Origin of the sequence: Amaricoccus sp. W119 (genome assembly GCF_047275745.1) — a bacterium.
Taxonomy (GTDB): domain Bacteria; phylum Pseudomonadota; class Alphaproteobacteria; order Rhodobacterales; family Rhodobacteraceae; genus Amaricoccus.
The window spans coordinates 33,349-58,640 of record NZ_JBKQWU010000022.1; the positions used below are offsets into that span (position 1 = coordinate 33,349).

Sequence of the window (25,292 nt, forward strand, 5' to 3'; positions counted from 1 at the left end):
CTCGTTTCCCCTTGCGCCGCGATCAGGCACCGGCCTCGCGAGCGAGAGCGGCTTCCCGGATCTGGCTCAGCGTCTGGCGCGGTGTCAACGCCTCGGGCGAGATGTCGAGATCGAGCACGGCGCCCGTCTCGGAGGCGAGCGCCCGCTCGAAGGCATCGGCGAAATCACCCGTCGCGGCGACCCGCTCGGCATGGAAGCCATAGGCGCGGGCGAGCGCGCTGAAATCCGGGTTCACCATCGTGGTGCCGGAGACGCGGCCCGGATATTCGCGCTCCTGATGCGCGCGGATCGTGCCGTAGATCCCGTTGTTGAGGATGAGCACGATCGGCCGGGCGCCGGCCTGCGCCGCCGTGGCAAGCTCCTGGCAGTTCATCTGGAAGTCGCCGTCGCCCGCGAAACAGACCACCACCCGCGCAGGATACGCGACCTTCGCCGCCACCGCCGCCGGCAGCCCGTAGCCCATGGCGCCCGACTGCGGCGCGAGGAGCCGCGCCTTCGGCCCGAACCGGAAGAACTTGTTCGGCCAGACGGTGAAATTGCCCGCGCCATTGGTCAGGATCGCATCCTCGGGAAGCCGCTCGCGCAGATGCGCCATGACCCGCGTCATGTCGACGGGCGAAGGTTGCGCCGGCGCCTCCAGGCTCGCCTCCCATCCGGCGCGGCCCTTCGCGCGCCACGCGGCCCAGCCGCCCCCGACCGGCCGAAGCGCCGCGGCGAAGGCATTCGGACCGGCATGGATGCCGAGCGCCGGCTGGTAGATCTTGCCGATCTCGCGATCCGATCCGTGGACATGGATCATCGTCTGGGCCGGACAAGGCACCGAGAGCAACGTATAGGCGCCGGTCGTCATCTCGCCGAACCGGACATTGATCGCGAGAATGACATCGGCCTCGCGGATCAGCGCGCTCACATGCGGCGGCATGCCCACGCCCGCCTCGCCGGCGAAGACGGGCGAGAAATTGTCGAACTGGTCCTGGTAGCGGAAGGCGGTGATCACCGGGATATCGGAGCCTTCGGCGAAATCGCGCAACGCCGCCCTGCCCGCCTCGCTCCAGTTCGTGCCGCCGATGAGGATCAGCGGCCGCTCCGCCCCGCCGAGCAGGCCGAGCGCCTCCTCGACCGCCTCGGGCGCGGGCGCGGGTTCGCTCACCTTCGCGGCCCGGGTGAGCGGCGCGGCCTCGGTCATCGAGGTCAGCATGTCCTCCGGCAGCGCGATCACGACGGGGCCCGGGCGGCCGGTGACCGCGGTCGTCCAGGCGCGCGCGAGGATTTCCGGGATGCGTTCCACATCGTCGATCTCGACCGCCCATTTCGCCATGGTGCCGAAGACGGCGCGGTAGTCGATCTCCTGGAACGCCTCGCGGCCCTTCATGTCGGTTCCGACCTGACCGACGAAGAGCAGCATCGGCGCGCTGTCCTGCGTCGCGGTATGGACCCCGATCGAGGCATTGGTGACGCCGGGCCCGCGGGTGACGAAGCAGAGGCCCGGCGCGCCGGTGAGCTTGCCCCAGGCCGCCGCCATGAAGGCGGCCCCGCCCTCGTTGCGGCAGAGCACGAAGTCGAGCCGGCCGGCGCTGTCATGAAGCGCGTCGAGCACGGCGAGATAGCTCTCGCCCGGCACTCCGAACCCCTTGGTCGCCCCGAGCGCGATCAGGCTCTCGACCAGTAGCTGCCCGCCGTTCCGCATCTCGCCCATCCTCTCCTGTGGCCCGCTCTCCCCGAGGGCCCCGTGACCCCCGGGGGCTCGATCCTGCCGTCGCGGGCGCGCGAGCGAAATCGGAAAATGCGCCCGACCGGCGGTATTTTCTGCGGCCCGCCCTCTCGAATGGCGTCTCCCGCCGCCTATCCGGCCGGCTCGCCCGCCGTCCCACCGGCATCGGCCGGCATCCGGCGCGGCCCGTTCGGCGGGGCGGTCGAGGCCCGCTCCATGAGATCGCACTGGAGGCGAATCCGGGAGGGAGGCTGTCCGGAGCCTTCGATCCGGGCGCGCAGCCGCTCCCAGGCCTCGCGGCCGATCGCCTCGACCGGCTGCCGGATCGAGGTCAGCGGCGGCGAGACCGCCTGCATCCAGGAATAGTCGTCGAACCCGACGACCGACACATCCCCGGGAATGCTCCGGTTCCACTCCCGGAGCGCGGTGAGAATCCCGAGCGTGGCGAAGGTCGTCAGCGCGAGGAACGCGGTCGGGTGACCCCCGCCGGCGAGGAACGTCCCGATCCGCTCGGTGGCCTGTTCGAAGCTCAGACCGACCTCGATGACCGGAGGCGCGGGCAACCCGAGGCCGCCGAAGACCTGAGCGATGCCGTCGCAGCGCTCGCGGATGTTCTGGAGCCCGAGCGTCGATGCCGCGACGAGGATTTCGCCGTGGCCGAGACCGGTCAGATGCTCGGCGGCCAGCCTGCCCGCGTCGGCGTTGTCGACCGACACGGCGTCGCCGCGGAAGTTCCCCGGCACCCGGTCGACGACGACGAAGGGCACGCGCCGCCGCGCCGGCAGGGCGCGGCTCTCGAATTCGTCGTCGCAGGGCACGACGATCAGGCCCGCCGGTTGCCAGGCGAGCAGCGCGCCGAGCCGCTCCCGTTCCTCGCGCGGGCTGCCATTGGAACTGGCGACGATCAGGTCGAAGCCTCGCTCGCGGACGCAGGCCTCGAGCGAGGCGAGCAGATTGGTGAAGAACGGATTGTTGAGGTCGGGCACCAGCGCCGCGACCACCCGGGCCGGACGGCCGCGCAGCTGGGCGGCGGCGCGGTTCGGCTCGTAGCCCAGCACCCGCGCCGCTTCGCGCACCCGGCCGGCGAGCTTCCTGTCCACGCTCGCCTTGCCGTTGAAGACATTCGAGACCGTTCCCGTCGAGACGCCCGCGAGCGCCGCGACCTCCTTGATCGAGATAGTCATCCGCCGACCTTCCGCTCCGGTCGCCCGACCATGAACCGCCAATGCCGAGGCACCGCTCATGAACCGTTGCATCGAAATGATCGAAATACAAGCATGCGAGCACCGAAGGCGGAGCGCGCCCGGACCGCGTGCCCGTCCCGGCTCACAACTCCCGCGACCCGCCGGTCTCTCCCCGAGCTTTGCCGATAGGCCGCGAGAAACGCGCGAAAAAGCCCTTCCGGGGCCGCGATGACACAGCCCAGGCTTCGGCGCCTTCGCCGGGGCCAGCTTCGGCCAACTGCCCGCGAAAAGCAATATTGACAGGGCCGGGCGATCGGCGGTACCTCTGATGAAACGATTCATCAGAAATCGGTCAACGTCAGGGAGATGAACAGGGTCGGATGCCCGTTCGCACTGCCACGGCCGTCGCGGCCGTGCCCGGCGCCTTCGCAACGCGGCGACCCCCAGCGACCACCCCTCCCCGGCGCATGAGATCCCGCTCGCAACCGTTCGCGCGCGGCCAGACAGGATTTCGACGCAACGCATGTGGGAGGACACAGCTGTGGGACTTACGAAACGCGACCTGCTCGCGACCGCGATCGGCGGGCTGACGGCCGCCGCGCTGATGGGCTCCGCCGCCTTCGCCCAGGAGACGACCCAGATCGGCGTGGTCGTCAAGATCGGCGGGATTCCGTGGTTCAATGCGATGGAGGAAGGCATCGAGCGCAAGGCCGAGGAGCTTGGCGTGGACGCGCAGATGATCGGACCGGTCTCCGCCGACCCGGCGCTGCAGGTTCAGGCGATCGAGGACCTGATCGCCAAGGGCGTGGACGTGATCGGCATCGTCCCGAACGACCAGGCGGCGCTCGAACCGGTGCTGAAGAAGGCGATGGACGCGGGTATCAAGGTCATCGCGCATGAGGGGCCCGGCCTGACCAACGTCGACTGGGACTTCGAGCTCGCCTCGGCGCAGGGCTTCGGCGAGGCCCATGCCAAGCTCTTCTCCGAAACGGTGACGGAACCCGGCAAATACGCGGTCTTCGTCGGATCGCTCACCGTGCCGCTGCACAACGCCTGGGCCGACGCGGCGATCGAATGGCTGACGGCGAACCGGACCGACCTGGAACTGGTCGGGGAACGCTACGGCATCGCCGAGAACGTCGATGACAGCCGTGCCACCACGCTCGACCTGATCGCCGCCAATCCCGATCTCAGGGGCATTCTCGCCTTCGGCAGCCAGGGCCCGATCGGTGCCGGCCGCGCGGTCGAGGAGCGGCGCAAGGACGGCGAGATCGCGGTGCTCGGGCCGTTCTCGCCCGGACAGGGCCGCAAGATGGTGCATTCGGACGTGCTGACCGGCGGCTACATGTGGAACCCGGCGCAGGCCGGCGAGGTCTTCGTGACCCTCGGCAAGATGCTCGCCGAGGGCCAGGCGATCGAGGCCGGACAGGAGATCCCCGGTGTCGGCGTGATCGAGCCCGATGTCGAGGGCCGCGACATCATCACCGACAACCTGCTCGAACTGAACAAGGAAACCGTGGACGGGCTGGCCGATCTCGGCCTCTGACCGCGCGCGATCCCAGGGACCAGCACTCTGAACGACAGGGCCTCCGCGGGCGATCCCGCCCGCGGGCTTTCGGGGGAGGCATTGCGATGCTCGACAGCGGGCCGGGAGGCCATGCGCTACGACTGAAAGGCGTCTCGAAGATCTTCGGAGGCGTCAAGGCGCTCGACAACGTTGATTTCGAGGTTCTCGAAGGCGAGGTGCATTGCCTCGCCGGTGAGAACGGTTGCGGCAAGTCCACGCTCATCAAGATCGTGACCGGCGTCTATCGCCCGGAATCGGCGGAGGTCTTCGAGCTCTTCGGGGAGAGGCTCGACGGCATCACGCCGGTCCAGTCGCGCGCCATGGGCGTGTCGGTGATCTGGCAGGATCTCGCGCTCTTCCCGAACATGAGCGTGGCCGAGAACATCGCCTTCGACGAGATGGTCGGCCTCCGCCCGCGCGGCGTGAACTACGGCGGCATGAAGGAGCGGGCGCGGGCGGCGCTCGACCGGCTCGGCGTGACGCTGAACCTCGATGTCGCGCTCGAAACCCTGCCGATCGCCCAGCGTCAGGTCGTGGCCATCGCGCGCGCGCTGATGAACGAGGCCCGGCTCATCTTCATGGACGAGCCGACCGCCTCCCTCACCCAGTCCGAAACCGACAAGCTGCTCGACATCGTGCGCCGGCTCTCCGCCGACGGCGTGGCCATCGTCTTCGTGAGCCACCGGCTTGCCGAGGTGCTGGAGATCGCGAAACGCGTGACGGTGGTCCGCGACGGCCGCCTCATCGGCGTCTATCCGACGGAGGGCATGACCCAGGCGCGGCTGGGCGAACTCATGACCGGGCATCTGCTCGAGGACACGGTGGCGGCGCGCGACATGAGCGCCGCGCCCGTCGTCTTCGAGGCCCGCGACCTCACCCTCCCCGGACAGTTCGAGAAGATCGACCTCAAGATCCGCCAGGGCGAGATCGTCGGCCTGATCGGGCTGCTCGGCGCCGGCCGGACCGAGCTCGCCCATGCGATGATGGGGATGAGCCGGCCGGCCTCCGGCACGATGGAGCTTCGCGGGCAGCGTTACGAGCCGGAGTCGATCCGCGACGCGATCGAGAGCGGCATGGCCTATGTCTCGGAGGACCGGCTGCAACTCGGCCTCCTGCAGAAACAGTCGATCGTGGACAACGCCGCGATCTCGGTGCTCGACCGGCTGCTCGACCGGTTCGGCCTGATCTCGCCGGCGGCCAAGGACGACCTCCTCGCCGGCTGGGTCAAGCGGCTCGGCATCAAGATCGGACTGCCCGAGAATGCGATCTCGACCCTCTCGGGCGGCAACCAGCAGAAGGTGGTGCTGGCGAAATGGCTCGCGACCGAGCCGAAGCTCCTGATCCTCGACAGCCCGACCGTCGGCGTCGACGTGGGCGCCCGCGCCGGCATCTTCCGCATCGCCCGCGACCTCGCCGAACAGGGGCTCGCGATCCTGCTCATTTCGGACGAGGTGACCGAGGTGCTCTACAACTCGGACCGGATCCTGCACATGGCACATGGCCGCTTCGTGCGCGAATACGATCCCCGCGCGGTCTCGGTGAAGGCGCTGGAGGAGGCGATCTATGAGTAACCCGTTCCGCGACCGACAGGTCGAACTCCGCCTGCTCGTCGTGCTCGCCCTGCTCTGCGTCGGGCTGGCGCTCTCGACCGACACATTCCTGACGATGGCGAACATCACGGCGCTCCTCAACAACAACTCGGTCAACCTGATCTGGGCGGTCGGGCTGCTCGTGGTGCTGATCGCGGGCGGGATCGACATATCCTTCGCGGTCGCCTCGTCGGTCGTGCAGTACGTGGCGGCGAAGATCCTGATCGGCATGGGCGGGGGCAACTGGATCCTCGGCTTTCTCGTCTGCGGCATCCTCGGCACCCTGCTCGGCCTCATCAATGCCGGGCTGATCCACAGGTTCCGCATCATCTCGATCGTCGTCACCATCGCGACCTTCAACGCCTTCTTCGGGCTCCTGATGTTCATGAGCGGCGGGCGCAGCATCTATACCCTGCCCGACTGGTGGACCGAACGCGTCATCCTCTTCGAGCATGAATCGGCCGACGGCACCTGGTCGGAACTGACGCTGCCCTTCGCGGTCATGGTCGTCTGCGTGGGCCTGACCTGGGTGCTGATCCGCCGCGTCAACATCGGGCGCCAGCTCTACGCCTTCGGCGACAATCCCGAGGGCGCGCGGCGGGCCGGGGTCAGCATCGCGGTGATGCAGGCGCTCGCCTTCGGCTGGTGCGGGCTCATGGCGGGGATCGCCGGGCTCATGCAGGTGAACCTGGTGCAGGAAGTGGTCCCGAACGCGCTCTACGGACGCGAGCTCGAAGTGCTGGCGGCCGTGGTTCTCGGCGGCGCGCGTCTCGGCGGCGGGCGGGGCACGATCACCGGCTGCGTGCTCGGCGTCATGTTCGTCGCCGTCACCCAGAACGGCCTCAACCTTCTCGGCATCTCGCCCTTCGCCTTCCAGATGATCATCGGCGCGGCCATCCTCGTCGCGATCTCGACATCGAGCATCTCGTTCGGAAACTTGTTCGCCAAGCGCGCGGAGGGCGGCAAATGAACGCGGCGATCTACCGGGCGCGCGAATATTTCGGGCGCGAGACCTTCGGCCTGCTGATCCTGATGGCGATCATGGTGGTCTGCTTCAGCCTCGCCACGCCGCAGTTCCTGACCGCGGGCAGCCTTTCCTCCATCGGCTTCCAGGCGCCGCTGCTCGGCGTGCTCACGCTCGCGATGCTGGCGCCGATGATCTCCGGCGGGCTCAATCTCGCGATCATCTACACCGCGAACATCTCCGGGCTGACGCTCGCCTGGGTGCTGCTCCAGTTCGGCGGTCCCGAGGCGGGCGTGTTCGCGATCATCGTCGGCTCGCTCGCGGCGCTCGCCGTCGGAACGGTCGCGGGCGCGGTGATGGGCGCGGTGATCGCCTATGTCGGCGCGCATCCGATCCTCGTGTCGCTCGCCATGATGATCTTCCTGCGCGGCCTCGGCGAGTTCCTGACCCGGGGCGGCGACATCTCGGGCTTCCCGCCGCATCTCGCCTTCCTCGGCCACGGCTCGTTCCTGGGCCTGCCGATGCCGCTCATCCTCTTCGGCATCGTGGCCCTCGTCTGGCACATCATGCTGCGCCGGGCCCGGCATGGCTTCGCCGTCTACATGGTGGGCTCGAACATCCGCGCGACCGAATATTCCGGCATCGACACCAAGCGGACGCTGGTGCTCATCTACGCGCTCTCGGGCACGCTCTGCGCGGTGGCGGGCATCCTGATGGCCGCCCGGTTCAACTCGGTCCGCGTCGGTCATGGCGAGGCCCTGCTGCTCGTCACCGTGCTCGCGATCTTTCTCGGCGGCATCGATCCCTTCGGCGGGCATGGCAAGGTGGCGCCGGTGGTGCTCTCGGTGCTGATCCTGCAGATCCTGACCTCCGGGCTCAATCTGATCGGCGCCAACCAGCATCTCGCGACCGCCGTCTGGGGGCTTTTCCTCATCGCCGTGATGATCCTGCGGTCGGAGCAGTTCCTGGCAGTGGTCAATTTCTTCTTCCGGAAGCGACCCTGATGGCCAGGCGGATCGAATTCGGCGATCTGGTCGAGGTGGCGCGCGACCTGCTCGCGCGTCCCGAGCGGCGGGTGCTGGCGATCGCCGGCGCGCCCGGATCGGGAAAATCGACGCTGGTGGAGCGTCTGGCGGACGAGCTGGCGGGTCAGCCGGTGGCGATCCTGCCGATGGACGGCTTCCACTATGACGACGCCGTCCTGCATGCGATGGGGCGGCGGCCCTGGAAGGGGGCGCCCGATACATTCGATGTGGGCGGCCTGCGCGGCACGCTCAACCGGTTGCGGGACCCGGCCGAGGGCGCGGTGGCCGTTCCGGTCTTCGACCGCGACCTGGAGATCTCGCGCGGCAGCGCCCGGATCATCGGGCCGGAGGTGAGGCTGATCCTGGCCGAGGGGAACTACCTGCTGCTCGACGCCGACCCCTGGCGCCAGCTCCGCCCGTTCTTCGACGCGACCGTGAGCATCGACGTTCCCGAGGAGGAGCTGCGACGGCGCCTGCGGGCGCGCTGGGTCGGCCACGGCCTGAGCGAGTCCGAGATCGTGGCGAAGCTCGAGGACAACGACCTGCCCAACGGCCGGCTGGTGATCGCCTCGGGGTCCTCGGCGGATTACGTCGTGACGTGAGCGCCGCCGGGCACCGGTGTCCGTCGCCGGGCTGCCCCGAAGCCATGACTCCTGCCCCGCCCGGGGACCATCGGGCGGCGGCCGATGAGCTCGCACGCCCGTCCGGGCAACGCGCCAGATGCGTCCCCCAAAGCCGGGGCGCGGCGGAAACAACCTTGGGAGACTGACCATGAACAAGCTGGGTGTCCACGCCTTCGTCTGGGAGCACGGCTGGAGCAAGGAACAGGCCACGCGCGCGATCAACAAGACCGCCGAGGCGGGCTTCGACTTCATCGAGGCGCCGTCGCTCGACCCGTCCTCGATCAACCCCGAGGTGACGACCAGGCTGCTCGAACAGGCCGGCATCGGCATCGCCTTCTCGATGGGGCTCGACTTCGACTCCGACATCTCCTCGGAGGACCCGGAGAAGGAGAAGCGCGGCAAGGCGCTCCTGCTCGACGCGGTCTCCGTCTGCCGCGACTGCGGCGGCAAATCGATCGCCGGCATCCTCTATTCCGCCTTCGGGAAATACTACACCCAGCCCACGCCCGGCGGCATCGCCCGTTCGGCCGAGATCCTGCGCGAGGTCGCGGAGGTCGCGGCGCGGAGCGACATCGACCTCTGCCTGGAGGTCGTCAACCGCTACGAGACCAACATCCTCAACACCGCCGCCCAGGGGGTCGAGATGTGCAAGCGCATCGATGCGCCGAACGTGAAGGTTCATCTCGATGTCTATCACATGAACATCGAGGAATCGGACATCACCTCCGCGATCATCGACGCCGCGCCGCATATCGGCTACTTCCATACCGGCGACAGCCATCGCGGCTACCTCGGCTCCGGGTCGATCGACCTTCAGTCGGTGTTCCGCGCCATCGTCCGCGCGAAGTACCAGGGCCCGATCACCTTCGAGAGCTTCTCGAGCCGCGTCGTGGGCCAGCCGCTCGAAGGCATCCTCGGGGTCTGGCGCAACCTGTGGGAAGACGGTTTCGACCTCGCCACGCACGCGCTCATGTATACGAAGGCGCAGCTGAAGGCCGCCAAGGAAGTGGAACGACAGGCCGGCCGAAGCCTCCTGCCCTGAGATCGGCCCGGCTTCTCCGGACCTGTTTCCCCGGCCCTGTCTCTCCGTGCCCTGGCGGCCCTCCTCCGGCGCGCGAGTCCTCGCGCGCCGTTTTGCTTTGCGCGGATGATCCGCGGGCTCCGGCCGCGGAGTCGAAGCCGGACAAGCGTCATTCGGCGGGAACCCCGAAAGGCTCGGCGCCGACAGGCATGGCCTTTCACGGCCATCAATCCCCCGTATTGGCGCGGCCTGATCGCTTTCGCTAGCTTGCGGCCCGAAGCCTCATGGCGCGTGGGTGCCCCGCCCCCGAATGCCGCGGGGACAGGGAGCGAACTCGAGGGACAGGGAGAAGCATGTACCGGATTCTGAGTGATCTGACCGTGGTCGAGGGCGCGTCCTTCATCGCCGGGCCGTCCTGCTCCTTGCATCTTCATCAGTTTGGCGCGCGCGTCATCAAGTTCGACATGATCGGGGGCGGACCCGATCAGCGGCGCTGGCCCATCTCCCACGCGGGCGGGAGTTATTACTGGGAAAGCCTCAATCAGGGCAAACTCTCGATCGCCGTCGACCTGAGGAGCGAGGAAGGCCGCGAGCTCGCGACGGAGATCATCACCATGCCCGGGCCGGGGCGCGGGCTCTTCGTGACCAACTACCCGGAGGGCGGGTTCCTCGCGCATGAACGGCTGGCGGCGCTGCGGCCCGATCTGATCACGCTCAGGGTCATGGGCTGGCCGGATGGGCGAAGCGGGGTCGATTACACCGTGAACGCGGCGGTCGGCGTGCCCTTCATGACAGGGGATCCGGACGCCAATTCCACGCGACCGGTGAACAGTTCGCTCCCGGCGTGGGACCTTCTGACGGGTGCCTACGGCGCCTTCGCGCTGCTCGCGGCGGAACGGCGGCGGAGCGCCACGGGTCAGGGTGGCGAGGTCTGCCTGTCGCTCAGCGACATCGCCATCGGCTCGCTCGCGAACCTCGGCCAGATCGCCGAGGTGCTGGCGCATGGCGACCGGGGCAAGATGGGCAACGACCTCTACGGCGCCTTCGGGCGGGATTTCCTGACGGCGGATGGGCGGCGCATCATGATCGTCGCGATCACACCCCGGCAATGGTCCGGTCTCGTCAGGGCGCTCGACATCCGGGAAGAGATCGAATCGGTCGAGGCGCGGCTCGGGATCAGCTTCGCCCGCGACGAAGGCGTGCGCTTCACGCATCGCAGGGAGATCTTTCCCGTCATCGAAAGGGCCGTTCTTGCCCGGCCCTTCGCCGAGATCGCCGAAAGTCTGGACCGCGAGCCGGGCTGCTGGGAGCCCTACCGGACGTTGCGCGAGGCGGTCGAGGGAGATCCGCGGCTGGTCCGCGACAACCCGATGTTCACCGAGACGCCGCAGCCGACCGGACTCTATCCGGTGCCGGCGGCGATGGCGCGGATTTCCGGCACCGAGACGCACGCGCCCGTTCCGGCTCCCCGGCTGGGCGCGCATACCGAGGAGGTTCTGTCGGTCGATCTGGGGCTCGCCCAGGCCCGGATCGGCGACCTGCTGGAGCGGCGCGTCATCGCGGTCTGAGCCCGCCCAGCGGGATCGGGCAAAGCCGCTTCGGATCAGGAGGATTTCATGGGCCCTCTCACCGGTCTCAAGGTCATCGAGATCGCCGCCGATTCCGGATCAGACCGTGGGTCCTGTCGATGTTGATGTGGGACTTGTAACCGAAGATGGGGGTGGTGATCGCCTCCATCATCGTCCCATCCGGGCGGCGCTTGCGCCGGCCACGCTTGAGCGTCCAGCGCGCGTCGCGCCCCTTCGGCGCGACCCAGGCGCCACCGACGAACAGCTTGTCATAGTTCCCTTGCCAGACCATGCGCGGCCTTCTGTCGCGGTTGGGGTGATGTCCGGACTGCGGCCTGCCATCCGAAGAACCGGCGCGACCGCTGGCCAGCGCCGGTCGGTGGGCTTCGCGAGCCTCGGCCTGGTCCTGTTCCTGATTGCGATGCGGGCACCGATCGGCATCGTCCTTCTGCTGGTGTCCTTCGTCGGCGTCTGGAGCGCGACCGGCTTTCAGGTCGCCTGGGGCATGGCGCGGGCGATCCCGTTCGACTTCATCGCGAACTGGAGCTTCAGCGCCGTGCCGATGTTCCTCCTGATGGGCTTCATCGCCAGCAATGGCGGGCTGACCAGTGGGCTCTTCGACGCGATGCGGATCGTGCTGCGGCGCGTCCCCGGTGGACCGGCCTGCGCGGGGGTCGGCGCCTGCGCGCTCTTCTCAGCGGCCTCGGGCTCGTCGGTCGCGACCTCGGCCGCGATGTCGCGCATCGCGGTGCCCGAGATGCTGAAGGCCGGATACGACAAGGCGCTCGCGACCGGCACCATCGCATCGGCCGGAACGCTCGGCTCGCTGATCCCGCCGTCGATCCTGATGATCGTCTACGGCATCTTCGCCCAGGTCTCGGTCGGCAAGCTCTTCCTCGCCGGCTTCATCCCCGGCGCTCTCTCGACGATCATGTACATGTCGATGATCATGATCCGGGCGAAGCTGAACCCGAAGCTCGCGCCGACGATCGACTACAACCCGCCGCGCGAGGAACGCATCCAGGCCTTCAAGGAGGTCTGGCCGCTGCCGACGCTGATCCTCGGCGTGCTGGGCGGCATCTTCTTCGGCGTGATGACGCCGACCGAGGCCGGCGCCGTCGGCGCCTCGATCGCGATGCTGATCGCCGCCTTCCGCCGCACGCTGACGCTCGCCGTCATCAAGGCGGCGGTGCGCGACGCCGCGATCGGAACCAGCACGATCTTCATCATCGCCGTCGGCGCCACGATGTTCACCGCCTTTCTCGGGCTGACGGGTGTTCCGCGCGTGATCTCCGGCGCGATGCTCTCGATCGCCAGCGACAAGTACACGCTGATCGTGATGATCGCGGTGATCTATGTGCTGCTCGGGATGTTCATCGAAGGCATCGGCATCATGCTCCTGACCCTGCCGATCATCTACCCGCTGCTGCAGCAGGCGAATGTCGACATGATCTGGTTCGGCATCATCGTGGTGAAGCTGCTCGAGATCGGCATGGTGACGCCGCCGGTCGGGCTGAACTGCTATGTGATCAGCTCGTCGCTGAAGGGTGTCGCGCCGCTCTCCACGGTGTTCCGGGGCGCCTTCGCCTTCGTGCTGACGGATCTCGTGACGCTGGCACTGCTGATCGCCTTCCCGATCATCACGCTCTGGCTGCCGAACATCGCGGGCTGATCGCGCGCGGGCTTCGCGGAGAAGGGTGTCCCGCCTCCGCGAAGCCGTTTTCCGAATCCTCAGGCGTGGTCCTCTCCATCATCCCCGACGAGAACCTCGCGCGCGACCATCGCGGCGGCCATCGCGCGGGGCCAACCAACATAGAAGGCGCAATGGACCAGCGCATCGCTGATTTCGTCCCGCGTCACGCCATTGTCGAAAGCCCGCCGGTACTGGTAGTCGAGCAGCGGCTGAAGGCCCATCGCCCAGATCGCCGCCAGCGTCACGAGACTGCGGTCGCGCGGCGCAAGCTCGGGGTGGAGCCAGAGATCCCCGAACAGCAGTTCGTTGGAATAGCGCGCCAGGTCGGGCGAGACCGCGCCGATCGAGGCATCGAGCACGGCCTTTCGGCGAAGCTCCATCCCCGGATCGGCGTCGAGCGGAGGCACGGGTTCGGGCGCCACATCCTCCGCGCCGATCCCCCGCTCGGCATAGACCGGCGCCAGTTCGCTGACCGCCGCCGATGCCATTGGCCAGCCGCAATAGACCGCAAGTTGTGTGACGATCTCGCTGAGCTCGCGCGGGCTCAGCCCGTTGTCGAGCGCGCGGCGCGCATGAAAGCTCAGGTACTGTGACCTGTTCAGAGCGATCAGCACGGAGCAGGTCAGCATGGACTTGTCCCGCATGGACAGGCCCGGCCGCTGCCAGACTTCGCCGAACAGGAGCCTGTCGGTATATTCGGCGAAACGCGGCGACACCGCATGCGCCTCCGGCGGAGCGGAGCGGGTCGGTTCCTCGTCGGTCATCTCTCTCTCCTTGGATCGGGGGTTCGGACAGTCCCGGGGCCGCGACCTACGGCCAAGCGGGCGGTCTCGCGATCATCGGCGCCGGCCACGGAGCGGGCGCCGATATCGCGCATAGGCGGACCCGAAGCCTCGACCGGATCGCTTTGCGGAGACCCTTCCGTTCGATACCCTCGCGCGAAGATCCGACGAAGGAGAGTGACATGCGTCTGGACGGCGAGACCCGCCTGTTCCCGATCATCGGCGACCCGATCGTTTATGCGCGGTCGCCGGAGCTTCTGACCGCGAGCCTGCGGACGCGCGGCGCGAATGCCGCCTGCGTGCCGCTGGAGGTGCCGCGGGACGCGCTCGATCCGGTCATGTCGGGATTGTCGGCGAGCCGGAACGTTGACGGCATCCTCGTCACCATGCCGCACAAGCACGCGGTCACCGCCCATTGCGCGACGCTCTCGGAAACATCACGGCTGCTCGGCGCCGTCAGCGTCATTCGCCGGAACGAAGACGGCTCATGGCACGGCGACAGCCAGGACGGGTCTTCCTTCGTGAAGGCGCAGATCGACCAGGGCGCGGTGGTCGAGGGGTCCAGGGTCCTGCTGATCGGCGCGGGCGGCGCGGGAAGCGCGATCGCGATCGCCCTGCTGGCCGGAGGTGCGCGGGAACTCGTGATCCACGATATCGACGAGACCCGCGTCCGCGATCTCATCCGCCTTCTCGGCGACCGCGCGGACGGGCGGGCGCATCATGGCCCGCCCGACCCGCGCGGCTGCGCCATGCTCTGCCATGCGACGCATCTCGGCATGGCCGAGGGCGATGCGATGCCGATCGATCCCGGCCTGCTCGATCCCTCGATCTTCGTCGGCGACGTGATCGCCGGCCACGGCGTCACCCCTTTGATCCAGGCCGCCCGCGATGCCGGCTGTCGGACCGCGACCGGGGACCAGATGGTCGAGGCGGTCCAGAGCATGATGGTCGACTTCATGCTCGGCGCCTGGACCGAGGATCACGCCGGGCGCGAGTGACCCCCCGCGCGACGCAAGCCCTTCTCCGCGCCTCCCGCTTCGGCTCGCCCGGACGGGCCAGGCCGGAGAGCGCCGTCCGGAGCCGGTCGGCCAGCGGCCGAGCGCCCGGGACGGCGCGATGCGAGATGAGACATTCCATGAAAGCGGACGACTGAGATGGAGACGACGAGGATCGGCGCGCCGAGCTTCCACGCCCGCGCGGAAAGCTGGGAATGCGACTTCAACGATCACTGGAGCACCCGCTTCCACGTGCGTGCCTTCCAGCTCGCCGCCGAGAGTGTCTTCGCCGGCCCGGACGGGATCAGCCCAGGCGGATGGCGGGTCCGCGCGCGCCACATGCGGTTTCACCGCGAGGTCTTTGCCTCGCAGGCGGTCACGGTCCGCGGCGCGCGCGTGCGCGGCGGTGCGATGGATGGCGCCATCGCGCATCTGCTCTTCCGCGAGGGCGAGCTGTCGGCCACGGCGATCAACACCGGAATCGACGCCGATCCGGGAACCTCGGCGGCCGATCTGCCGGATGTCGCGGCCGATGCGATCCCGATGGCGATGCCTCGCGGTCTCGCAGCGCATGACGGCCCCGCATGGCCGTCCTTCACGCGGACCGATGGGACGGTCATGCTGGGTCCGGTCCGATCGAGCGAGCTGGATCACACGGGGGCGCTGACGGCGGAGGAAATCACCCGGCGCTTCGCCATCGCTTCCCACGACCTTCTCAACAGCCGCGGGGTGACTCCCGGCTATTCGAAGCGGAGCCGTGTCAACCGGATGGCCGTCGAATTCCGCGTGACGCTCGGGACGATGCCACCGGTCGGCACCGTGCTTTACGGCGAGTCGCGCGTTCTCGGCGTTGGCGGCAGGACCTTCACGATCGCGCATCGGATCGTCACCCGAAGCGGCGAGACCGTCGCGAGCAACGAGCAATGCCTCGTCGCCGTCAATCTCGACACGAGGCGCGCCGTCGAGGTGCCGGATTTCCTGAGGGAAGCGCTCTCGCAGGAGTTGAGCGAAAGGAACCAGAAACGATGAATGGCATTCTGGAGGGCATCCGGGTCCTCGATTTCGGCCGCTGGATCGCCGGCCCCTACTGCGCCCATATCCTCGCCAGCCTCGGCGCCGATGTCGTGCGCGTCGAACGCCCGAAGGGCGAGGACGACCGCTATCTGATGCCGGTAACACGACACGGCGAGGGCGCGCAGTTCCTGCAATGCAACGACGGCAAGCGGAGCCTGTCGCTGCGGATGACCTCGCCCGAGGGCCGCGAGGTGATGCGCCGGATGATCGCGCAGGCCGATGTCGTGGTCGCGAACTACTCGCCGAGCGGGCTGAGGCATTTCGGGCTCGACTACGACACGTTGCGCGCGATCAGGCCCGACATCATCCTCGCCTCCGCCTCGGCCTACGGAACCGACGGGCCGATGGCGGAACGGATCGGTTTCGACGGCGTCGGCCAGGCGGTCAGCGGCGCGATCCATCTGACCGGAGAGCCCGGGCAGCCCTTCCGCGCCGCCACCGCGCCGATCGACTTCGCGACCGCGCTCTCGCTGGCCTACGGGACGCTGGCGGCGATCATCGGCAGGATGCGGACCGGCGAGGGCGCGCATGTCGAGGGCTCGCTGGTCGGGACATCGCTCAACATCACGAACCAGATCCTGATGGAGGAGGCGACCGGCTTCCGCCACCGCGAGCCGACCGGCAACCGCAGCCCCATGTCGGGACCCTCGGACGTGTTCCGCGCCCGCGACGGCTGGTTCATCATGCAGGTCATCGGCCAGAAGGTGTTCGAACGCTGGTGCCGGCTGATCGGCCGTGAGGATCTGCTGGAGGACCCGCGCTTCGCGAGCGACGATCTGCGCGGCGAGAATGGCGAGGAACTCAGCAGGATCATGCGGGACTGGGCCGCCGGCCGCTCTCGCGACGAGTGCATCGAGATCCTCGGCGGCGCGAATATCGGCTGCGGGCCGGTGCTCGCACCCGCCGAGGTGGTGGGCGGCGCGCTCGACCTGCGCGCGACCTTCATGCGCGACGTGCCCTTCCCCGGCTCCGACCCCGTGCCGATCGTGCCGCCCCCGGCCCGTCTCTCGCGTGGCGGCGTCGAGATGAGCCGCCCGCCGCTTCTGGGCGAGCACAGCGACGCCGTGCTGGCAAGCCATGGCTTCGGCCGCGGGGAAATCGACCGGCTACGCGGGGCCGAGACAGTCTGACGGACGGCGCCGAAGGCTCGGCCAGCCTCGCCGCGGGGCGCTCGGCGCCTGACGCGGGCGGTTCTGCCAAGCCGGCGCTTTCTGGCGCTATTCGCGGCATAATGCGCCGCATGGCTTGCTTCCTCGCTATGTCCGATAATTCTCGATCTCGCAAGACAGCAACCGAGCGCGGAGCGGCCTGGGACGACGATCTCGCGGCCGGGAGAGGGCGAGAGCGGGGGACGTTGGCCCCGGCCCTGCCCCCGGCCTTGCGATGTTCTTCATCGACACCTGCCTCCTTTCCGAGGCCTGGGACTCTGGGGATGGCCATCATCGCCCTCCGGGGCCCGACCTGATCGGGGAGCAACCGGCGAACGCTGCCCGGGACCTGTGTTGAAGGGCGCCCTGCCCCTCCCCGAGCCCCGGATGCTTCACGTCTCCATCCGGTTTCGCCGCGAAACCCGCTTGCCCGGTCCGAGCAGCCGCTGGATCTCACCCATGACCTCGCGCACCAGTTCGGCGCTCACCGACGGCCCTTCGAGCCGGATGACATGGCCCCGCGAGTCGCGCAGATGCCGCATCACCGCGCCGTTCGCGAGTTCGAAGGATTCGACAAGAGGCACCGGCACCGCCTCCGGCTCCTTGCGCGGGCGGCCGCCCCGGCTCGGCACCCGGCCGCCGGCCTCCGCCTGTTCGATCACCGGCAGCATCGCCTCCCACTCGCTCGCCGGATCGACCCCCTGCCCTTCCGCCAGCGCGGCGCGCAGCGCGGCCTCGTAACCCATGCGAAGCGTATTGGCCAGCCGCAGCCCGCCCTTCTCGGTCAGTGCCTGCGGGAAGGACAACATGTCCCCGAGTTCCTCATGGACCAGTGCGAAGGAGCGGATCTTCGATCGCTTCGCCTTGGAGGCCGAGGCGAAGAGCCGGGCGACGGATTCCTCGAGATCGGCGAACCGCCCCTGCCCGACCGCCAGCGCCGCGATCCGGCCGCGTTCGTAATGGCTGAGGTTGGCGCGGACCTCGTTCTCCTCGACCATGGCCGCGATCGCCTCGCCCGCGTCGCGCGGCGCACGGACCAGCGCCGCGATCCGCGCCCCGGGTCCGTAGAGCTCGCGCACCGCCGTCACCCGGCGCAGCCCCGAGATCAGCCCGTAGCGCACGCCGCCCCGAGAACCTTCACCCGAACCGTCCCCAGTGGCGTCAGGCGAGCCGCCCGGCGGTTCCGGCAGTTCGAAGACCTCGACCGGCAGCCGCAGACCGTTGGCGCGGATCGAGATCTTCAGCTCATCCATCTCCTCGCGGTCGAGCGCCATCCGGTCCCGGGTCAGCTCCTCCACGAGAATCTCCGAAACCGGGATCTCCGCGATCAGCCGCCCGGCCTCGCGCGCGGCGCGCAGTGCCTCGGCGTCCGACCGGTCCCGCGCCACTTCGACCCGGGTCTCGGCCGGCAGCGGTTCGGAGGCCGCCGCCGCCTCGCCCGCCACCTGGGCGATCGGCGGCACCGCGAAGGGATTGGACGCCGGTTTCGTCGCGAAACCCTGCTCCAGGTCGCGGAGCTCATCGATGCTCGGCGCCTCAACCCGCTTTCTGCGTGCCATGCCGGCTCTCCTTCTCCGCCTTCAGCATCCGCTGGTCGCGCCACCAGCAGCCGATCAGCAATTCCTTGAACTCCGCGTAGGTCCGGTCGAAAGCCTCCCGCCCGCGCGCGTAGGTCTCGCGATTGAAGTCGCGGTAATCCGCCTCGTAGATCCCGTTCACCTGCTCCCCCGCCTGGCCGATCAGCGCGGTATATTCCTGCCGATAGCTTGACATCAGGTCACCGAAATAGGCCTGGATCACATTCGCCAGGTCGCTCTGCTGGTTGGCATCGAAGCGGGTGATGAGCGCGCGCACCACATCCCATTCGAAGCGCACTTCCTCGAGCCCGGCCGCGCGGCGGGCGGAATTCTCGCCGGCCTCGATCGAGGCGAAGGTCGAGTAGAGCATGTCGAAGAACCGCCCCGTCGAGTCGAATTCGAGGAAGGAGGCCCCGAGCGGTACCAGCAGGATGTCCGCCGCCGCCAGTGCGTTGATCGTGAGATAGCCGAGCGCCGGCGGCGTATCGAGGATCACCACGTCGTAGCTCTCGAGCAGCCCCTCGTCCTGCAGGAAGTTCGACAACCCGTCCCAGAGCGGCCAGCCACGCGCCTGCATGCGCCAGACCGGGATCTGGAACTCGGCCCAGTAGAGGTTGAGCTGCGCGCCGATCAGGTCGATGTTGGGCCAGTGCGTGCTCTGGATCACGTCGCGCGCAGTGCGGGTGCGGGCCTCGGACAGCGTCTCGTCGAGGGGCAGGGGGGTCAGGCCCTTCGCGGCGCGGACCCGGTTCTCGTCATCGAGGTAGCGCACGTAGTCCTTGGCGATCAGCGGAAACACCGTCATCCACTCGTCGGCGACCGAACCGCCGAGGATCGAGGTCATCGAGCCCTGGCTGTCGAGGTCGATCACCAGCACCCGGTAGCCGTCGAGCGCCGCCGCCATGGCGAGATGCGCGGCCGTCGAGGTCTTGCCGACACCGCCCTTGAAATTGGCCACGGCGGTGATTTTCGCGGGCAGCCCCTTGGGACGGTACGGCCGGTACTGTTTCGTCGCGAGACCCTCGTCGGCGAGATGATCGCGGAGCCGCAGGACTTCCTCCAATGTGAACCATTTGGTGCCGCCCTGGCCTTCGCCCTGGGGCAAATCGGGGTTCTGGCGCAGCACGCGGCGGAAATGCGCCGGGGCGATCGGCAGCAGGTAGCGGCAGACCTCCCAGGTGGAGAACTTCCGCAGCCGCTTCTTGCCGTCCGGGGCGTAGCCCTTCTTGGCGAGATCGAGCCGTCCCCGCGACGCGAAGGCGGCCGCTTTCGCGAATCGGGTGGTGTCGACCGGCTCGGAGAGCTTGCCGGCGGCTGTCTCTGGATCGAGATTGAAATAGGCTGGTGGCGGCGGAGCGGGGTCCGGCTTGCGTGTCATGCTCGGGTTCTGCCTGTTGTTATTGGATTTGCCTGTATCGCAGTGAATTATATTCCACAGGGATGACGCTCTGAAAACCGTGTATCGATCTGCGCCGAGCCCAGCCCGAGGTTTCGCGGCGAAACCACCGGTTCGGGCCTGCGGGAATGGGTGCCGCTCCATACAAAGTTCAAGAGTCTTTGAAGAGTCTTTAGAATCTTTGCCGTGAGAACCGTCCATCATATCAAGGCAGTATCGGGCGCATGGTACCCGTGCACGGGCCAGAGGGTACCCGGGAACAGGGGGACGGGTACCTTTGAACAGGAAGGGAAGTACCCGGATGCGGGACACCATGGGACAACGGGTGCCGATTCGCGGGATGGCACAATCGGGCCTAATTTCGGGCGTTCAGAGCGACTCCGAAAGCCCAAAAGGCCGGTTCGGTGGCAGCGATCCGCACTCAAGGTACCCGTTCACGGGGCACCCGTGAGCTGCCTGGGCGCCTAAGGTACCCGGATTCGGGACGCGAATCGGGCGGGGCAGGGCGGTCCAGGGCTCGTGGCGCATCGAGGTACCCGCGTACGGTCCAGCCCTGGGTGCTTGCCCGAGCGACGCGCGTCTGGCACGCTGTCCCCAAAACCACGGGCCCGAACGATCTCGGCTCCGAAAACCCACAGGCACGCACCATGAATGCGATCAGGGATATCCCGCGCGAGAAGCTGACCGGCTCGCTCCGGCGCAGCGCGGTGAAGAAGAATGTCGCGGCGATCCATGTCTCGGGCAAGCTCACGCTACTGCAGCGCAAGCTCTCCAACGTGCTGCTGCTCAACGCCTATGACGATCTGCTGTCGAAACCGTCGCACCGGATCGACGCGCGGGCGCTCTCGGTGATGATCGGCTACAATTCCAACGACATGGCGACGCTGAAAACCTCGCTGCGCGGGCTCGCCGAGACGGTCGCGGAATGGGACATGCTCGATGAGCGCGGGCGGCGGGAGTGGGGCGTCTCGGCGCTGCTCTCCTATGCCAAGCTCAAGGATGGCGTCTGCGAATACGCCTATTCGCCGGCGCTCGCGGAGAAGCTGCACGATCCGAAGGTCTTCGCGCTCATCAATCTCAACATCCAGCGCCGCTTCACCTCCGGCCATGCGCTGGCGCTCTACGAGAACTGCTACCGTTTCGTCCGGACCGGCTCCACCGGCTGGTGGCCGATCGAGCTCTTCCGGCGGCTGATGGGGGTCGACGGGTCGAGCTATTACGAGACCTTCAAGCACCTGAATGCGAAGGTGATCAAACCCGCCGTCACCGAGATCAACCGGACCTCGAACATCATCGTCGCACCCGAATTCCGGCGGCGGGGCAGGGCGGTCGAGGAGATCCGCTTCCGCATCCGCGAGAACCCGCAGCTCGCGATGTTCGAGATCGACGACGCCGAGGGCGTGCGCGACAGCGGGGTCTATGCCCGGCTGGTGGCACTCGGGGTCGGCGACCGGCTGGCCCGGCAGTGGATCGCCGAGCATGGCGAGGCGCATGTCGCGGAGAAGCTGAGCTACGTCGAGGCGCGCGATGGTGTGGCGAGCCCGCTGCGCTATCTCTCCGCCGCGCTCCGGGAGGATTACGCGATGCCCGGGCGGCCCGGGTCACGTTCAGGCGCACGTCCAGGAGCAGGGCAGGGGGGTGACCTGCCCGGCGAGGCACCGGAGCAGGGCACGATCGCGGAGCCGGTCTCGCCCGAGGCGCTCGCCGAGGCGGAAGCGGCCGAGCGCGAGCGCCGGCTCCGGGTCGCGCGGCTCCGCCGCGTCCGTGAAACCGCCGCCGCCCGCTCGCCGACCCAGCGCGATGCCGACCGCAAGCTCTTCGCCGCCTCGCTCCACGACCCGCTCGACGCCGAGCATTTTCGTGAGCATGGCTGGGGCTCCAGCCTCAACGCCCGCGCGATCCTCAGGTTCTGGGAAGAACTGGAGCCGGGGCTCTTCGAGGCGATCGACGCGTGAACTCGCCAGCCGTACGGGATGGGCGAGACCGGCGGATCCACCGGTGGGGCCACCTTCCCGGCTGAAGATCGTGGCCCGCGGGCAGGGTCGGGAGCAGCGCGCCGGCGAGGCCCGGCAGTCGATTCGGTCCCGCGCCGGCGCTTCGAGGAAATGCCGGGGTCGGCCGGGGCGGGGCGTGGTCGCGCGGCTCGAATCACCTTGGGCCGCCGCAATTGAATAATGCATTCAACCTTCCTTCGAAGGATGCGGCGGTCGGGGCCGATTTGGGCGCGATCTCCACCATTGGAAGACTTGCCCAAGGCGATCCGGCCGCAAGGAAGCGCATTGCCGCCCGAGTCGCGCTGCCGGATATATAAGTGTTTAAAATCAGATTGATTCGGTAACTCCACCGAACGCGGTCGCGTTCGAAACTCCCCAGGAGAATCGCTACCGCGCGCAGGGTCGTCCCCGGACGAAAGGGTCATTCGATCCTCATCCGCATCGGATGCAGATTTCTCTGGCATCAAATTGAATTCATAATTATGAATTACGCAACCAGACGACGCCCCCCTCGACGGAGGCGCATGTGGAGAGGAAGCCTGCATGACCCATCACCTGATAGCCATTCTCCTGCTCGTCGCGATGTTCGTCATCGCGACGGCCCTGCCGATCAACATCGGCGTGCTCGCCTTCGTGGGCGCGTTCCTCGTCGGCTCGCTGATCGCCGCCGACACCGCCAAGGAGATCATCGCCGGATTCCCGAGCGGGCTGTTCCTGACCCTCGTCGGCATCACCTGGCTCTTCGCGCTGGCGCAGAACAACGGGACCATCGACTGGCTGGTCCGCGCCGCCGTCCGCGCGGTGCGCGGCCGGATCGGGCTGATCCCCTGGATCATGTTCGGCATCTCGGCGCTCCTGACCTCGGTCGGCGCGGTGACGCCCGGCGCGGTGGCGATCGTGGCGCCGATCGCGCTGAGCTTCGCCTTCCGCTACCAGATCCCGCCGCTTCTCATGGGCATGATGGTCGCGCAGGGCGCCTCCGCCGGCGCCTTCTCGCCCATCGGCATCTTCGGTGGCATCACCAACGGCGTCGTGGCCAGCGCCGGCCTGCCGCTCAACGTACTGGCGACCGCCTCGGCGAGCTTCTTCGCCAACCTCGTCTGCGTCGTCATCCTGTTCTTCGTCCTCGGCGGCCGCAAGCTGATGAGCGCCAGGATGACCGAAGGCACGAACGGCGCGATCACCGTGCCGCATATCGAGATCGCGAAGCCCGCCACCGGACCGCAGATCTTCGGCGACAGCGAGGCCGAGGCGCTCAGCAGCCACATGGCGGAAAGCGGCGACTCCAACGGGACCGCCGAGGGCCCGGGATCGGACGGCGGCCCCGTCCAGATCGTCACCATCGTCGGTCTCGCCCTGGTCGCCATCCTGGTGCTCGGCTTCGGCCTCGACATCGGCTTCGTCTCGCTGACGGTCGGGCTCGTCATCGCGCTCTGCCAGCCCGACCTGCAGAAGCGCGCGATGGCCCAGGTCGCCTGGCCCGAGATCATGCTGATCACCGGCGTCGGCACCTATATCGCCGTGCTCGACAACATGGGCACCATCGATTTCATCGGCGAGAGCGTCGCCGCGATGGCCTCGCCGATGCTGGCCGCGCTGCTGCTCTTCTACATCGGCGCCATCGTCTCGGCCTTCGCCTCCTCGACGGCGCTGCTCGGCGCGCTGATCCCGCTCGCCGTGCCCTTCCTGCAGGCCGGAACCGGCGTCGGTCCGATCGGCTTCATCGCCGGCATGGCGGTCGCCTCCACGATCGTCGATGTCAGCCCCTTCTCGACGAGCGGCGCGCTGGTGCTCGCCAATTCGCAGGGCATCGACAAGCAGGTCTTCTACCGGCAGCTCATCAGCTACGGCGCGCTGATCACCCTCGTGGCGCCGGTGATCCTGTGGCTGCTCTTCGTCGTCCTGTGATCCCCCGCGGTCAGCCTCGCCGTCACCGCGACCGTCACCCCGACCGTCATCCCCACCGTTCAGCCCCGCCGCTCCCCCATCCCCAGGAGATACCCATGACCCATGTTTCCGGACGCCACTTCCTGCAGATCCCCGGTCCCAGCCCCGTCCCGGACCGTGTCCTGCGCGCCATGTCGGCCCAGGTCATCGACCACCGGAGCCCCGAATTCGGCGAACTCGGCCTCAGGGCGCTGGCGGCGATCAAGACCATCTTCAAGACCGAACAGGATGTGATCATCTACCCGTCCTCGGGTACCGGCGCCTGGGAGGCCGCGCTCGCCAACGTGCTGCGCGAGGGCGACAAGGTCCTGATGTACGAGACCGGCCATTTCGCGACGCTCTGGAAGAAGATGGCCGAGAAGCTCGGCGTCGAGGCGGAGTTCATCGGCGGCGACTGGCGCTCGGGCGCGGACCCCGACCAGATCGAGACGCGCCTGCGCGCCGATACCGGGCACGAGATCAAGGCGGTCTGCGTCGTCCACAACGAGACCTCGACCGGCTCGGTCTCGCCGATCGCCGAGGTCCGCCAGGCGATCGACGCCGCCGGCCATCCCGCGCTCCTCATGGTCGACACGATCTCCGGCCTCGCCTCGATCGACTTCCGCTTCGACGAATGGGGCGTCGATGTGGCGGTCTCGGGCTCGCAGAAGGGCCTGATGCTGCCGCCCGGGATCAGCTTCAACGCCGTCGGCGCCAAGGCGCTCGCGGCGGCGAAGGCGGGTGGGGCGCGGCGGTCCTACTGGGACTGGGAGGAGATGCTCGGGATCAACGGCAAGGGCTATTTCCCGTATACGCCGGCGACCAACATGCTCTACGGCCTCATCGATGCCATCGACATGCTGCATGAGGAAGGTCTCGAGACGGTCTTCGCCCGCCACCAGCGGCACGCGGCCGCGACCCGCGCCGCCGTGGACGCCTGGGGCCTCGAGGTCCTGTGCAACCGGCAGGGCCAGGAGAGCGGCGTCCTCACCGGCGTCCTGATGCCCGAGGGACACGGCGCCGACAATTTCCGCGCCGTGGCGCTCAAGCACTACAACATCTCGCTCGGCAGCGGTCTCTCCAAGGTCGCGGACAAGGTGTTCCGCATCGGTCATCTCGGCGACATCAACGACCTCACGCTGATCGGCGCGCTCAGCGGTGTCGAGATGGGGCTCGGGAAAGCCGGGGTGCCGCATGAGAAGGGCGGGGTCGGGGTGGCGATGCGCTATCTCGAAAGCACGCCGGCGCCGGGCATCGACGCGTGAGAGGCATGCCGCGCGCCGTCTGGAGGGACCGCGACAGCTTCGCCGGGATGGGCGTCGGTGTCGCCCCCGGCGGCGATGTCGATCTGGACAAGCTGCCGTGGCTGAAATGAGAGAAGGGGAAGAACGATGACGAAACAGGACGATATCGCGGGCCTGGAAGTCGGCTACGACATTCCGGCGGCGATCGGCA

The 25,292-nt window shown here is 68.2% G+C and carries 20 protein-coding genes; 14 read left to right on the plus strand and 6 right to left on the minus strand.

Features of this window, described 5'->3' with window-relative positions:
• Positions 1-22: 22 nt before the first annotated feature.
• Positions 23-1,687 carry a thiamine pyrophosphate-binding protein gene (locus ACLJK8_RS12790; RefSeq protein ID WP_413150684.1) on the minus strand — a complete coding sequence of 555 codons (1,665 nt, stop codon included), beginning with the start codon at positions 1,685-1,687 and terminating at the stop codon, positions 23-25.
• Positions 1,688-1,842: 155 nt separating this feature from the next.
• A complete protein-coding gene (locus ACLJK8_RS12795; protein WP_413150665.1) occupies positions 1,843-2,895 on the minus strand; it encodes a LacI family DNA-binding transcriptional regulator in 1,053 nt (350 codons plus the stop codon).
• Positions 2,896-3,436: 541 nt separating this feature from the next.
• Between ACLJK8_RS12795 and ACLJK8_RS12800 the strand changes: the two genes are divergently transcribed.
• The 7 genes from ACLJK8_RS12800 to ACLJK8_RS12830 all read left to right on the plus strand — a co-directional run bounded on the left by ACLJK8_RS12800 (position 3,437) and on the right by ACLJK8_RS12830 (position 11,252).
• The gene (locus ACLJK8_RS12800; protein ID WP_413150666.1) at positions 3,437-4,441 is read left to right on the plus strand and encodes a substrate-binding domain-containing protein; all 1,005 of its coding nucleotides are present in this window, start codon (positions 3,437-3,439) and stop codon (positions 4,439-4,441) included.
• Between the two features lie 86 nt (positions 4,442-4,527).
• Entirely contained in the window at positions 4,528-6,033 is a 1,506-nt protein-coding gene (locus ACLJK8_RS12805; protein ID WP_413150667.1) for a sugar ABC transporter ATP-binding protein, read from the plus strand.
• Positions 6,026-7,021 carry an ABC transporter permease gene (locus ACLJK8_RS12810; RefSeq protein WP_413150668.1) on the plus strand — a complete coding sequence of 332 codons (996 nt, stop codon included), beginning with the start codon at positions 6,026-6,028 and terminating at the stop codon, positions 7,019-7,021. The genes ACLJK8_RS12805 and ACLJK8_RS12810 overlap by 8 nt, the downstream gene beginning before the upstream one ends.
• Complete coding sequence (locus ACLJK8_RS12815) at positions 7,018-8,019, plus strand: ABC transporter permease (protein ID WP_413150669.1); 1,002 nt, start codon at positions 7,018-7,020, stop codon at positions 8,017-8,019. Before ACLJK8_RS12810 ends, ACLJK8_RS12815 begins: the two co-directional genes overlap by 4 nt.
• Positions 8,019-8,642 carry a nucleoside/nucleotide kinase family protein gene (locus ACLJK8_RS12820; protein WP_413150670.1) on the plus strand — a complete coding sequence of 208 codons (624 nt, stop codon included), beginning with the start codon at positions 8,019-8,021 and terminating at the stop codon, positions 8,640-8,642. Before ACLJK8_RS12815 ends, ACLJK8_RS12820 begins: the two co-directional genes overlap by 1 nt.
• Positions 8,643-8,811: 169 nt before the next feature.
• On the plus strand, positions 8,812-9,705 hold the full coding sequence (locus ACLJK8_RS12825) for a sugar phosphate isomerase/epimerase family protein (RefSeq protein ID WP_413150671.1): 894 nt from the start codon (positions 8,812-8,814) through the stop codon (positions 9,703-9,705).
• 332 nt (positions 9,706-10,037) lie between these two features.
• Positions 10,038-11,252: a CoA transferase gene (locus ACLJK8_RS12830; protein ID WP_413150672.1), complete on the plus strand. Its 1,215-nt coding sequence runs from the start codon at positions 10,038-10,040 to the stop codon at positions 11,250-11,252.
• A 73-nt stretch (positions 11,253-11,325) separates the two neighbouring features.
• On the opposite strand, the gene ACLJK8_RS12835 is transcribed toward ACLJK8_RS12830, so the two are convergent.
• The gene (locus tag ACLJK8_RS12835) at positions 11,326-11,544 is read right to left on the minus strand and encodes a hypothetical protein (RefSeq protein WP_413150673.1); all 219 of its coding nucleotides are present in this window, start codon (positions 11,542-11,544) and stop codon (positions 11,326-11,328) included.
• Positions 11,545-11,571: 27 nt separating this feature from the next.
• Between ACLJK8_RS12835 and ACLJK8_RS12840 the strand changes: the two genes are divergently transcribed.
• Positions 11,572-12,924 carry a TRAP transporter large permease gene (locus ACLJK8_RS12840; RefSeq protein ID WP_413150674.1) on the plus strand — a complete coding sequence of 451 codons (1,353 nt, stop codon included), beginning with the start codon at positions 11,572-11,574 and terminating at the stop codon, positions 12,922-12,924.
• Between the two features lie 59 nt (positions 12,925-12,983).
• On the opposite strand, the gene ACLJK8_RS12845 is transcribed toward ACLJK8_RS12840, so the two are convergent.
• Positions 12,984-13,709, minus strand: coding sequence for a carboxymuconolactone decarboxylase family protein (locus ACLJK8_RS12845; protein ID WP_413150675.1), 726 nt, complete (start codon positions 13,707-13,709; stop codon positions 12,984-12,986).
• A gap of 200 nt (positions 13,710-13,909) precedes the next feature.
• On the opposite strand from ACLJK8_RS12845, the gene ACLJK8_RS12850 reads away from it, so the two are divergent.
• The 3 genes from ACLJK8_RS12850 (at position 13,910) to ACLJK8_RS12860 (ending at position 16,926) form a co-directional block, all read left to right on the plus strand.
• A complete protein-coding gene (locus ACLJK8_RS12850) occupies positions 13,910-14,725 on the plus strand; it encodes a shikimate dehydrogenase family protein (protein WP_413150676.1) in 816 nt (271 codons plus the stop codon).
• A gap of 156 nt (positions 14,726-14,881) precedes the next feature.
• Entirely contained in the window at positions 14,882-15,751 is an 870-nt protein-coding gene (locus ACLJK8_RS12855; protein WP_413150677.1) for an acyl-CoA thioesterase, read from the plus strand.
• A complete protein-coding gene (locus tag ACLJK8_RS12860) occupies positions 15,748-16,926 on the plus strand; it encodes a CaiB/BaiF CoA transferase family protein (protein ID WP_413150678.1) in 1,179 nt (392 codons plus the stop codon). The genes ACLJK8_RS12855 and ACLJK8_RS12860 overlap by 4 nt, the downstream gene beginning before the upstream one ends.
• Positions 16,927-17,336: 410 nt before the next feature.
• Here the strand turns inward: ACLJK8_RS12860 and ACLJK8_RS12865 are convergent, their stop codons facing one another.
• The gene (locus ACLJK8_RS12865; RefSeq protein WP_413150679.1) at positions 17,337-18,503 is read right to left on the minus strand and encodes a ParB/RepB/Spo0J family partition protein; all 1,167 of its coding nucleotides are present in this window, start codon (positions 18,501-18,503) and stop codon (positions 17,337-17,339) included.
• A complete protein-coding gene (locus tag ACLJK8_RS12870; protein WP_413150680.1) occupies positions 18,481-19,899 on the minus strand; it encodes an AAA family ATPase in 1,419 nt (472 codons plus the stop codon). Before ACLJK8_RS12870 ends, ACLJK8_RS12865 begins: the two co-directional genes overlap by 23 nt.
• 665 nt (positions 19,900-20,564) lie before the next feature.
• Between ACLJK8_RS12870 and ACLJK8_RS12875 the strand changes: the two genes are divergently transcribed.
• The 3 genes from ACLJK8_RS12875 to ACLJK8_RS12885 all read left to right on the plus strand — a co-directional run bounded on the left by ACLJK8_RS12875 (position 20,565) and on the right by ACLJK8_RS12885 (position 25,102).
• The gene (locus ACLJK8_RS12875) at positions 20,565-21,872 is read left to right on the plus strand and encodes a replication initiation protein (protein WP_413150681.1); all 1,308 of its coding nucleotides are present in this window, start codon (positions 20,565-20,567) and stop codon (positions 21,870-21,872) included.
• A gap of 582 nt (positions 21,873-22,454) precedes the next feature.
• Positions 22,455-23,819: an SLC13 family permease gene (locus ACLJK8_RS12880; protein ID WP_413150682.1), complete on the plus strand. Its 1,365-nt coding sequence runs from the start codon at positions 22,455-22,457 to the stop codon at positions 23,817-23,819.
• A 95-nt stretch (positions 23,820-23,914) separates the two neighbouring features.
• A complete protein-coding gene (locus ACLJK8_RS12885) occupies positions 23,915-25,102 on the plus strand; it encodes a pyridoxal-phosphate-dependent aminotransferase family protein (protein ID WP_413150683.1) in 1,188 nt (395 codons plus the stop codon).
• Positions 25,103-25,292 lie beyond the last annotated feature (190 nt).